The sequence below is a fragment of the Microbacterium sp. PI-SA-G genome, assembly GCF_057215335.1.
The window spans coordinates 2,394,590-2,405,981 of sequence record NZ_CM170103.1 but is presented as its reverse complement, the minus strand read 5'-3'; the positions used below and the strand labels follow the sequence as shown (position 1 = coordinate 2,405,981).

The 11,392-nt window shown below is 68.8% G+C and carries 10 protein-coding genes; 3 read left to right on the top strand and 7 right to left on the bottom strand.

The features are described from left to right. Positions 1 to 41: 41 nt before the first annotated feature. Together AC2D10_RS11755 and AC2D10_RS11750 are read right to left on the bottom strand one after the other, a co-directional pair. On the bottom strand, positions 42 to 401 hold the full coding sequence (locus AC2D10_RS11755; RefSeq protein ID WP_484707894.1) for an avidin-fold protein: 360 nt from the start codon (positions 399 to 401) through the stop codon (positions 42 to 44). Between the two features lie 22 nt (positions 402 to 423). Continuing rightward, positions 424 to 1,026 carry a GNAT family N-acetyltransferase gene (locus AC2D10_RS11750; RefSeq protein ID WP_484707893.1) on the bottom strand — a complete coding sequence of 201 codons (603 nt, stop codon included), beginning with the start codon at positions 1,024 to 1,026 and terminating at the stop codon, positions 424 to 426. A gap of 71 nt (positions 1,027 to 1,097) precedes the next feature. Between AC2D10_RS11750 and AC2D10_RS11745 the strand changes: the two genes are divergently transcribed. Continuing rightward, positions 1,098 to 2,069, top strand: coding sequence for a hypothetical protein (locus tag AC2D10_RS11745; RefSeq protein WP_484707892.1), 972 nt, complete (start codon positions 1,098 to 1,100; stop codon positions 2,067 to 2,069). Then, the gene (locus AC2D10_RS11740) at positions 2,066 to 3,178 is read left to right on the top strand and encodes a hypothetical protein (RefSeq protein WP_484707890.1); all 1,113 of its coding nucleotides are present in this window, start codon (positions 2,066 to 2,068) and stop codon (positions 3,176 to 3,178) included. The genes AC2D10_RS11745 and AC2D10_RS11740 overlap by 4 nt, the downstream gene beginning before the upstream one ends. A 207-nt stretch (positions 3,179 to 3,385) precedes the next feature. Here the strand turns inward: AC2D10_RS11740 and AC2D10_RS11735 are convergent, their stop codons facing one another. The 4 genes from AC2D10_RS11735 to AC2D10_RS11720 all read right to left on the bottom strand — a co-directional run bounded on the left by AC2D10_RS11735 (position 3,386) and on the right by AC2D10_RS11720 (position 8,409). After that, entirely contained in the window at positions 3,386 to 3,790 is a 405-nt protein-coding gene (locus AC2D10_RS11735; RefSeq protein ID WP_484707889.1) for a DUF779 domain-containing protein, read from the bottom strand. Between the two features lie 63 nt (positions 3,791 to 3,853). Continuing rightward, a complete protein-coding gene (gene exaC / locus AC2D10_RS11730; RefSeq protein WP_484707887.1) occupies positions 3,854 to 5,404 on the bottom strand; it encodes an acetaldehyde dehydrogenase ExaC in 1,551 nt (516 codons plus the stop codon). A 132-nt stretch (positions 5,405 to 5,536) separates the two neighbouring features. Then, positions 5,537 to 6,859, bottom strand: coding sequence for a GAF domain-containing protein (locus AC2D10_RS11725; protein WP_484707886.1), 1,323 nt, complete (start codon positions 6,857 to 6,859; stop codon positions 5,537 to 5,539). Positions 6,860 to 6,981: 122 nt separating this feature from the next. Further along, a complete protein-coding gene (locus AC2D10_RS11720) occupies positions 6,982 to 8,409 on the bottom strand; it encodes a CCA tRNA nucleotidyltransferase (RefSeq protein ID WP_484707885.1) in 1,428 nt (475 codons plus the stop codon). Between the two features lie 67 nt (positions 8,410 to 8,476). Between AC2D10_RS11720 and AC2D10_RS11715 the strand changes: the two genes are divergently transcribed. Continuing rightward, positions 8,477 to 10,237, top strand: coding sequence for an alkaline phosphatase family protein (locus AC2D10_RS11715; protein WP_484707883.1), 1,761 nt, complete (start codon positions 8,477 to 8,479; stop codon positions 10,235 to 10,237). 38 nt (positions 10,238 to 10,275) lie between these two features. On the opposite strand, the gene AC2D10_RS11710 is transcribed toward AC2D10_RS11715, so the two are convergent. Further along, positions 10,276 to 11,331, bottom strand: coding sequence for an LLM class flavin-dependent oxidoreductase (locus AC2D10_RS11710; RefSeq protein WP_484707881.1), 1,056 nt, complete (start codon positions 11,329 to 11,331; stop codon positions 10,276 to 10,278). Between the last annotated feature and the right edge of the window lie 61 nt (positions 11,332 to 11,392).

Genomic DNA, 11,392 nt, shown 5'->3' with positions numbered 1-11,392 from the left:
ACCGCAAGAGCTCGTTCGGATAGCGGTGCGAAGCGAACGCGTCAGACCGCGGGGATCTCCTCGCACACGCTGAGCTGCGGCAGCCCGTGCATCTCGTAGTGCTCGACCAGGCGCATGCGCCCGTCATCGGTGAGCTCGATCTCGCTCTCGCCGTCGCCCGTGACCACGGTGCCGTCGGCGACGAGCACATGCACGAACGACACCCAGATCGTGTCGCCCGTGCGGGTGCCGACGAAGCGGCCGAAAGTGACGGTGTCGCCGACGTAGTCGCCCCAGATCGCGCCGTCCCGCTCCCAGTACTGGAAGACGCTGGGGGCGTCAGGGTCGACCGCCGAGGTGGTCGAGGAGACCATCGCGAAGCGGCGGCCGTCGAGGGAAGGGAGCGTTGCAGTGACAGTCACCCCTCGATTATGGGGGATGCCGTCAGCCCTCGGCGGCGTCGCGGTCACGCCACTCGGCCGCGAGGAGGGCGTGGATCAGCATCGTCACCCACCCGTCCTTGAACCACTCGCTCTCGACCAGACGCGCTTCGTGTCGGAAGCCCAGGCGCTCGACGACCCGCACCGACGCGGTGTTGCGCTCATCGATGCGCGTGGCGATCCGGTGCAGGCCGAGCCCGTCGAAGCCGAGCGCGAGCAGCGCCCCGACGGCCTCCGTGGCGAACCCCTGCCCCGCCGCCGCGGGGTCGAAGATGTAGCCCACTTCGCCCGAGCGGTCGAGCTCGCTGCGCCAGAACAGCACCACATCGCCGAGCAGCCGCCCGGTCGCTCGTTCCTCGACGGCCAGGCACACCGCGTCGCCCTGCTGCGTGAAGCGCGTGGTCGACCAGGTGGTCGCGATGCGGCGCTCGACCTCCGCACGGTCGAGGGGTCCGTAGGGCACGTAGCGCACGGCGTCGGGATCGGACTTGTACGCGTGCATCGCCGCAGCATCGTCGATGGTGATGGGCCGCAGGAGCAGGCGTTCCGTCATGAGCGGATAGTCCGGTGCGAGTCGGATGGCGCGGTTCTTCTCGTTCTCCGCCATGCTGCCTCCTCGGACACGCGTCGATCCCGTCGCTCGGATCATAGGACATGCCTGCCCGGTACCGTGGGGTCATGGAGTGGATCGAGAACCCGAGCGTCGGCGACTGGCTGCGCGAACGTCTCGACGACGACTTCTCGTCGATGCAGTGCGTGGTGCCGCGCGGCTATGCCGCCTATGCCCGCGTGTTCCACACGGCGTCGGTGCGCTCCCTCCCCGATCGCCCCGTTCCGACGTCGGCCGAGTGGGAGCGGATGCCGGAGCAGGAGCGGTCCGCCCTGTTCGACCGCCTCGTCGACGCGCCCGCCACCTGGGCGGAGACCGCCGCGGCCTTCGGCACCACGATGCATCCCCTCGCCCAATGGAACCGGATCGTGCGCACGCCGCCCGAGACGGACTGGCGCGTGCGGAGCGCGCCGGACGGACGCGAGTTCCCGGCTCCCCTTGAGGGCGAGCTCGCGCCGGAGCAGCTCGCTGCGGTGGCCGATCATCTGGCCGCCCACACCGAGACTCCCGACGCCGGTGTCGTCGCGCTCTGGGAGGGTTTCGGCGGGCTGCTCGGACACCTCGGTCACGCACCGTCTCGTGCGTTCGTGGAGGTCAGCGACGACCCGAACCATCAGGCCATGCTGAACCGCAGCACGCACGATCCGTTCAACAACGTCTTCCGCAAGCCGACGTGGCAGGAGGGCATCCTGTCGAAGGAGATCTCCCAGGGCCCGCGGCTCTCGCTTCCGAACCGCGCGTACGTGCTGTTCTCCGGGTCGCCGCGGGCATTCATCGATCCTGCGTGGGTCCTCGACGCTCCCTGGCGCGATATTCCGGGAGAGCAACACGGCTTCGCGCCCTCGGCGCAGGCCCCGAACATCCTCTGGCCCGAGGACCGGGCGTGGGTGATGGTGAGCGAGATCGACTTCGACTCGACGGTCGTCGCGGGCTCCGCCGAACTCATCCGGGCGATCTGCGCCGACGACCGAATCGAGGCGCTGCCGATCCCCGAGGGCGCGGACCTCGGATGGCAGGGCGACCTGGTGAACGGCGCATGAGCGTGCCGCAGCATCCGATCGCCTTCGATGCCGGGGCGCTGACGAACCCCACCGACCCCGCCGCCGTGCGCGCGTTCGCGGCCGAGACGCGTGCCCGCCGCAGCTCTGCGCCGACCGCCGGTCTCATCGTCGGGATCATCATCTCCGTCGCCGCCGTCGTGATCGTGGTGCCGGTCTTCGTGATGGTGGTGGTCGGGTTCGCGTCGATCGGCCAGAGTCCGGGCGGCTCGCTCGTTCCGGTCGCTCTGATCGGGCTGGGCCTGACCGCCGCGGCCGTCATCGCGCTGCTCGCCTGGCGGCGTGGCCGCGAGACCCGCTATCGCCTGCACCGGTTCGCGCAGGCCAACGGACTGACGTACGAGCCGAGGATCGCCGCTCCCGCGCTGCCGGGCATGATCTTCAGCCTCGGTCACTCACGCGCATCGACCGACGTGCTGCGGGGCACGACCCCGCGCTTCGTCGAGTTCGGCAACTACCAGTACACGGTCCGCTCGGGCAAGAACTCCGTCACTCACCGCTGGGGATACGTCGCCGTGAAGCTGGATGTGCCCCTGCCGAACATCGTGCTCGACGCCGTGGGCAACAACGGATTCGGCTCCAACCTGCCGGCGTCGTTCCAGAAGGAGCAGCGGCTCTCGCTCGAGGGCGACTTCGATCAGCACTTCACGCTGTACTGCCCCGCCGGTTACGAGCAGGACGCGCTGTATCTCTTCACGCCCGACATCATGGCCCGCTTCATCGACAACGCCGCGCAGCTCGACGTCGAGATCGTCGATGACTGGATGTTCCTGTACACGCCGCGCAAGGCCTCGACGCTCGATGCCGCCACCTGGGCGTGGCTCTTCGGCGCGGTGGGCGCGTTGATGACCAAGTTCGACCAGTGGGCCCGCTGGCGCGACGACCGGCTGCACGCGAATCATCCGACCGCCGGCTTCATCGCGAGCGGAAGCGCGTCGGCGGAGCTGCCGTTCGCGCCTCCCGCCGGACTGCTCACTCCCCCGCCCGGCGTCGCCCAGCAGGGCCGACGGCTGAAGCGCACGGGCACGTGGGTGCCGATCGTCTTCCTGATTGTGTTCGGCACGCTGTGGTTCTGGAGCCGACTGAACTGACGGGGCGCAGGGATCCCGGGAGGGTTTGTGGGGGTGGGTGTCGTTTGGGGACCGACATCCACCCCATCCCCCCTCGGGATCAGAGGATGATCTCATTCTTCCTCTGCAGGACGGCTGAGCCGTCTCGCTCGCGGTCAGCTGGGGACTGACGCAGCGGAGCGTTGAGTGAATGGTATGCCGCGCAAGGTTGCAACACGTTGCACTCATTCAGATGGATGGGGTCGACGCGAGTCCGAAGTACTCCAGTTCGACCGCATTCAGCATGCGCGACCGGATCAGGAACCGCATCCCCGTCGGCCCCTCCACGCTGAACCCCGCACCGCGGCCGGGCACCACGTCGATGGTGAGGTGGGTGTACTTCCAGTACTCGAACTGCGACTCCGACATGAACACCTCGACCGGGGCCTCCAACCCCACGTCCAGCGCGCCGAGGAGCACATCGCCCGGACCGGTGATGAACATGCCCACGGGGTAGCACATGGGCGATGATCCGTCGCAGCATCCACCGGACTGATGGAACATCAGGGGCCCGTGCTGCAGGGTCAGGTCGCGCACGAGAGATGCCGCGGCATCGGTCACGTCTACCCGCTGATGGCTGCCGATGCTGACCATGGTCCTGCCTTCCTGACGAGGGAGCCGGGCGGGCGCGGGAAGACGCCCGCCCGGAGTGACGACTCAGAAGAAGCCCATCGGGCCTTCTGCGTACGAGACGAGGAGGTTCTTCGTCTGCTGGTAGTGATCGAGCATCATCTTGTGGTTCTCGCGCCCGACGCCCGACTGCTTGTACCCGCCGAACGCCGCGTGCGCCGGGTACTGGTGGTACGTGTTCGTCCACACGCGGCCGGCCTCGATCGCCCGGCCCGCGCGGTACGCGGTGTCACCGCTGCGGCTCCAGACCCCGGCACCCAGGCCGTACAGGGTGTCGTTCGCGATCGAGATGGCGTCGTCGAACCCCTCGAACGAGGTCACCGACAGCACCGGACCGAAGATCTCCTCCTGGAAGATGCGCATGTCGTTGGTGCCTTCGAACACCGTCGGGGCGACGTAGTAGCCCTCGCTGAGGTCACCGCCGAGGTCGACCCGCTCCCCGCCGGTGAGCAGCCGCGCGCCGCCCTGCGTGCCGATGTCGATGTAGCTGAGGATCTTCTCCAGCTGGTCGTTCGACGCCTGCGCACCGATCATCGTGGCCGGGTCGAGCGGGTTGCCCTGCACGACCTTCTTCACCCGCTCGAGTCCGTCGGCGAGGAAGCCGTCGTAGATAGAGCGCTGGATCAGCGCGCGCGACGGGCAGGTGCAGACCTCGCCCTGGTTCAACGCGAACATCGTGAAACCCTCGAGCGCCTTGTCGTAGAACGGGTCGGCGGTGTCGCGGGCCACGTCCTCGAAGAACACGTTCGGGCTCTTGCCCCCGAGTTCGAGCGTCACCGGGATCAGGTTCTGCGACGCGTACTGCATGATCAGGCGCCCGGTGGTGGTCTCTCCGGTGAACGCGATCTTGCGGATGCGCTTGTGCTGCGCCAGCGGAGCGCCCGCCTCGATGCCGAAGCCGTTGACGATGTTCACCACTCCGGCGGGAAGCAGGTCGCCGATGATCTCGAACAGGAAGAGCAGGGATGCCGGGGTCTGCTCCGCCGGTTTGATGACCACGCAGTTGCCCGCGGCGAGCGCCGGAGCGAGCTTCCACACCGCCATCAGGATCGGGAAGTTCCACGGGATGATCTGCCCCACCACACCCAGCGGCTCGTGGAAGTGGTACGCCACGGTGTTCTCGTCGAGCTGGCTGATGCCGCCCTCCTGAGCGCGCAGCACGCCGGCGAAGTAGCGGAAGTGGTCGATCGCGAGCGGGATGTCGGCGGCGAGCGTCTCGCGGACGGGCTTGCCGTTCTCCCAGGTCTCGGCGACCGCAATCTCTTCGAGGTGCTGCTCGATGCGGTCGGCGATCCTGTTGAGCACGACGGAGCGCTCTGCGGGGCTGGTCTTGCCCCAGCTCGCGAAAGCCTTCCATGCCACATCGACCGCGCGGTCGATGTCTTCGCTCGTGCCGCGGCCGACCTCGGTGAAGGGCTTGCCGTTGACGGGGCTGACGTTCTCGAAGTACTGGCCCTTGACCGGATCGACGAACTCTCCGCCGATGTAGTGGCCGTAGCGCGGGCGGTAGGTCGCCAGGGCGCCGGACTGACCCGGAGCGGCGTAGGCGGTGGACACGTCTTCTTCGACGATGGTCATCGTGACTCCTTCGACGGGCCGCGCGTCGGTGCAGCGGCTGTGCTCCGACGGTAGGCCTCGAAGGGTTGCAGCCCGGTGCGCAACGTTGCAATATATTGCGCGCTCCGGGCCCTCTGCGTGGGCGGGGCGGCGCTATTCGAGCCGTTCGATGCGAGCGACGAGACCGGCCCTCTTCGGCGAGCGCGCCGGCAGCATCTCGAGCGCAAGACGCAGGCTCTCGGCATCGGCCTGGCCCTCGGGGATCTCGGCGTACTCGAGGAGCACGTCGAGGCTGGCTTCGGACCGCATCGCCTCGCGCAGCGCGCCGCGCACCGACTCGCGGAACTCCTGTACACCGGGCGACGTCGATTCCGGGAGGACAGGCCCGCGATACGCGGTGAGCGCCACCCGGTGTGCGCCTCGGTCGAGCAGCGACAGCACGTCGTGCGCATCGGTCTCGAGCGGCATCGGCAGACGGTACGGGCGTGACTCCGGCACGAGATCGGGGGCGCTGCGCTCGAGCACCTTGCGCAGCCGCACCATCTCGGGCCGCAGGGTGTCGGGCGAGACCCCGGGGCCGTAGACGAGTTCGCACAGACGCTCCGCCGAGAGACCTTGTCGGTGTACGGCGAGCATCAGCAGTATCGCCGCATGCCGCGCGCTGAGCTCGGTCATCGACTCCTCGTGCGGCGACTCGGTCTCGAGCCGCGCGCGATCCCGGCCGAGCACGTGCAGCACCGCTCGTTTCGTTGCCCGCGTGCGGGCGGGCGGCTGATGCGTCCGGCGGGGCGTCGTGCTCCGCGAGCGCAGGCGCGCCACCAGCATCTCGGACTCGACGGCGCGCACCGTGGCATCCACGAGCAGTCGCGCCTGGGTGCTGACCACCTCGGCGCCGCCGGTGATGTCGATGACGCCGAGCACCCGCTGCGTCTCGGGGTCGCGCACGGGAGCCGCGGTGCACGACCACGGGTGCACGAGCCGGTTGTAGTGCTCCGCGCCGCGGATCTGCACGGGCTGCGCGAGAGCCAGCGCGGTGCCGGGTGCGGTGGTGCCCACGGCATCCTCCGCCCAGTTCGCCCCGATGACGAAGCCCATGTCGTCGGTGATGGAACGCACGTGCGGATCGCCCTCGATCCACAGCAGTCGTCCGGCCTGATCTCCGACGGCGACGATGACCCCGGAATCCTCCGAGCTGCCGGGCAGCAGCAGGGCGCGGATCATGTCCATCGCTGACGCGAGCGGATGCGCCAGGCGATACGCCTCGATCTCGTCACTCGGGATCTCGAGCGTCGGCGCCTCTTCCGGCGCGACGCGTCGACGCCACGATCGCTCCCACGACTCCCGCACGAGCGGACGCACCTGCGCCAGCCGGCGATCGTCGAGATTCCCCGCGAGGAGCTCCTCATGCGCACGCTCGATGATCAGCCGCGAGGCGCCGATCGCCGCATCCCGCGAATCCTGCCACAGTGCAGTCATGCCGTCTCCGTTCGTCGACGGTGGAGCGTGCCCTCAGTGTATGAGGCAGCCCGGTCGCGAGTCACCCCCTATCTCGGGTGTCGCCGCGACGACGCGGGGCATCGGTGTCGATCGAGCGGAGGCTAGCTGCGCGACGCCCACCATGCGCGGAGGCGCTGCTCGGCCACGTCTTCACCCAGCACACCCTCGTCGAGACGGAGGTCGAGCAGGAAGCGATACGCCTCACCGACCTCACGCCCGGGCGCGATGCCGAGGATCTTCTGGATGCGGTTGCCGTCGATCTCGGGCCGCATCGAGTCGAGCTCCTCCTGCTCACGCAGGGCCGCGATCCGCGACTCGATGTCGTCGTACGCGGCGGCCAGGCGCCCGGCCTTGCGCTTGTTGCGCGTGGTCACGTCAGCCCGGGTGAGGATGTGCAGGCGTTCGAGCAGATCGCCCGCGTCGCGCACGTAGCGGCGCACCGCAGCATCGGTCCAGGCGCCCTCCGCGTAGCCGAAGAAGCGCAGGTGCAGCTCGATCAGCGTCGCGACGGCCTCGGTCGTGGCCGTGTCGAAGCGCAGCGACTGCAGCCGCTTGCGCGCCATGCGGGCGCCGACGATGTCGTGGTGGTGGAACGTGACCGCACCGCCGTCCTCGAGCTTGCGCGTGCGCGGCTTGCCGATGTCGTGCAGCAGGGCCGCGATGCGCAGGGCCACATCGGGCTCGGCGCCGGGATGCCGCGTGTGCTCGAGCGAGATCGCCTGGGTGAGCACCGTCAGCGAGTGCTCGTACACGTCCTTGTGGTGGTGGTGCTCGTCGACCTCGAGGCGTAGCGCACTGACCTCGGGCAGGAACTCCTCGATCAGTCCGCTCTCGACCAGCACGCGGACCCCGCGCACCGGATCGTCGGTCTGCATCAGCCGCACGAGTTCGGACTGGATGCGCTCGGGGCTCACGATCGACAGCGTCTCGCGCAGCTGGGCGATGGCGTCGAACGTCGTGTCCTCGACGCGGAACCCCAGCTGGGCGCTGAAGCGTGCCGCGCGCAGCATCCGCAACGGATCGTCGCCGAACGAGACGGCCGGATCAGCGGGGGTGCGCAGGATGCCGGCGACGAGGTCCTCCACGCCGCCGGTGGGGTCGACCAGCTTCACCGACGGCACCTGCAGCGCCATCGCGTTGACCGTGAAGTCGCGGCGCACCAGGTCGCCCTCGATCGAGTCGCCGAACTCCACCGTGGGCTTGCGGGTCACGCCGTCGTAGCTGTCGGCGCGGTAGGTCGTGATCTCGACCTGCTCACCCTGCACCCGGGCACCGATCGTGCCGAACGCGCGGCCGATGTCCCAGTGCGCGGTCGCGACCGGCTTCACGATCGCGAGGATCTGATCGGGCGAGGCGTTCGTCGTGAAGTCGAGATCGTGCGTCGTGCGACCCAGCAGCGCGTCGCGCACCGGTCCCCCCACGACGGCGAGATCGAAGCCGGCGTCGGCGAAGACCGTGGACAGGGTGCGGACGACCGGATCCTCAGCGAGCGCTGCGAGACGAGCGAGGCCGTCAGCCATGTGGAGCATGGGTTCCAGCGTACCGGGGGCGTGTGACGGTGCCCGCGTCAGAACAGCCCGGTCGTAGGATCGCCTCGTGAGCGCCGACGAACCCACCCCACGCCCGTCACCCGACACGTCGCGTCGCGGCTTCTTCAAGATGGGCGGTGCGGCGCTGGCCGGAGCCGTGGTCGGCGGCGCGGGAACAGCGGCGATCGCAGCGACCGTGGCGGCGAACAGCCGAGACGGTTTCGCGGCCGACCCCGACCACTTCGCCGCGCTGACCCCGCGCAGCGAACCCGGCTTCGAGCACATCGTCGTGGTGATGGGCGAGAACCGCTCCTTCGACAACCTGCTCGGTTTCCTCTACTCCCCCGACGACCTGCCAGCGGGCGAGACGTTCGAGGGTCTCGCGTTCGGCACCCACAGCAACACCGCACCCGACGGCACGGTCGTCGACGCGCACGTGTACGTCGGTGAGACCGACCGCATCATGAGCCACCCCGACCCAGACCCGGGAGAGGAGTACCCGCACGTCAACACGCAGATCTTCGGCACCGTCGACCCGAAGAGCAACGCCGAGCTCTTCGTCGATCAGATGGAAGCGCCGTTCAACGCGCCGACCGCCGGCACGAAGGCGACGATGTCGGGGTTCCTCGAGGACTACATCATCAACTTCCGGCGACTGCGCAAGGGCAAGGAGCCCAGCGCGGATGAGGCTCGCCACATCATGGGCTCCTTCTCCCCCGCGATGCTCCCGGTGCTGTCGACGCTGGCCGCCGAGTTCGCCGTCTTCGACAACTGGTACGCGGCGGTCCCCTCGCAGACGTTCTGCAACCGGTCGTTCTTCCACGCGTCGACCTCGCACGGCTTCGTGACGAACCAGGCGGGCGGCGGGTACGACAAGTGGATCGACGCGCCCGCGGCCCCCACCGTGTTCAATCGGCTCGAAGACGAGAAGCTCAGCTGGAAGATCTACATCGACAAGCTGCAGCTCGTGTCGTTCACCGGCATGCTGCACGCGCCCGTGCTCGAGAAGTACTGGCGCACCGAGCACTTCGGCACCATGGAGGACTTCTACGCCGACGCGAAGGCGGGCACGCTGCCCGCCTACGCCTTCATCGAGCCGCGCATGGTCTACGACCACAACGACTTCCACCCGCCGTTCGGGTCGCCGCGTGAGAGCGAGGTCGGGGGTGAACCGGTGTTCGACAGCGCGATCTCAGATGTGCGCGCTGGCGATCGGCTCATCCATGACATCTACGAGGCTGTGCGCACGAGCGCCTCAGCGACCGGGTCGAACGCCGTAAACACCCTGCTGCTGATCACGTTCGACGAGCACGGCGGATGCTACGACCACGTGCCGCCGCCCGCCGCCACCCCGCCCACCTCTGACGCCGGAGCCGGCGAGATGGGCTTCTCCTTCGATCGGCTCGGATGCCGCGTGCCGGCGATCGCCGTCTCGGCGTACACGAAGCGCGGCACGATCGTGCACGACGAGATGCACCACGGATCCGTCACGGCCACGCTGTCGCGTCTGCACGGGCTCGAGCCGCTGAACGAGCGCGATGCGACGGCGAACACACTGTTCAGCGTCGTGAATCTTGATCAGCCGCGGCATCCGGCAGACTGGCCCATCACCACGCCCGCCTACACCCCGCCGAACCCGGAGCAGTCGACGCCGCATCCGGGCGTCGCCGACCATCTGAAACCGCTCACGCCGCCCGCCCGAGGACTGCTGGGTCTGCTCATCGCACGCTACGGGAGGCCGGGCGAGAAGGAGCCCGAGACCTTCGCCGACGCGTACCGGCTGCTGCACGAGCACGGCGAGGAGCTGTTCGGTCCGCCGAGTTCGTAGGGTGAGCGGGGCCCAGGCCCGGCCCCCGAAGGGCAGGGCTAGACCGGATCGCCCTGCACGGGGCCTTCGGTGTTGGGCTTCCAGCCGAGCGCCGGAGCGACGTGCTCGGCGAAGGCCTGCAGCACGTGCAGGTTGTACTCGGGGCCGAGCTGGTTCGGGATGGTGAGGAGCAGCGTGTCGGCGGACATGACGGCCTCGTCCTGCTTCAGCTGCTCGATCAGCACGTCCGGCTCAGCTGCGTACGTCTTGCCGAAGGTGGAGCGGAAGCCGTCGATCACACCGATCTGATCGCCCGAGTCGGCGCTGCGCATACCGAAGTAGGCGCGGTCCATGTCGCTGATCAGCGGGAAGACGCTGCGGCTCACCGACACACGCGGTGTGCCCGTGTGACCGGCCTCCTTGTACGCGGCGCGGAACAGGTCGATCTGCTCGCGCTGCAGCTGGTCGAACGGCTGCCCGGTGGCCTCGGTGATCAGCGTCGAGCTCATCAGGTTCAGGCCCTTGCGCCCGGTCTCCTCGGCCGTCGCACGCGAACCGGAACCCCACCAGATGTGGTCGCGCAGGGTCGGCGACTGCGGCTCGATCGCGAGGTACTGCCCCGGTCCGACCATCCGCGGGTCGCCCGCCGCGAGACGTTCGCCGTCGATCGCGCGCAGGAAGATGTCGAACTTCTCGCGGGCGAGCACGCTGCCCCGCTCGGGGTCCTCCTCATCACGGAAGCCGAACGCCTCGTACCCGCGCAGCGCCGTCTCGGGTGACCCACGGCTCACGCCGAGCGCGACTCGGCCGTCGGCGATCCAGTCGAGGGCCGCGGCCTCTTCGGCGAACTGCAGGGGGTTCTCGTACCGCATGTCGATCACGCCCGTGCCCACCTCGATGCGCTGGGTGCGCGCCGCCATGGCTGACAGCAGCGGCATCGGCGATGCGGCCTGCCGCGCCCAGTGGTGCACGCGCACCGAGGCGCCGTTCACGCCGATCTCGTCGGCACCCTCGGCGATCTCGATGGTCTGCTTCAGCATGTCGCCCGCGGTGCGGGTCGCTGAGCCCTGCACATCGCCGTAGTGCCCGAACGAGAGGAATCCGAAAGCCTTCATGGTGTATTCGAACGCATGGATGCCGTGGGCTATTCCGCCCGCGGCATCCGCTCTGGCATCC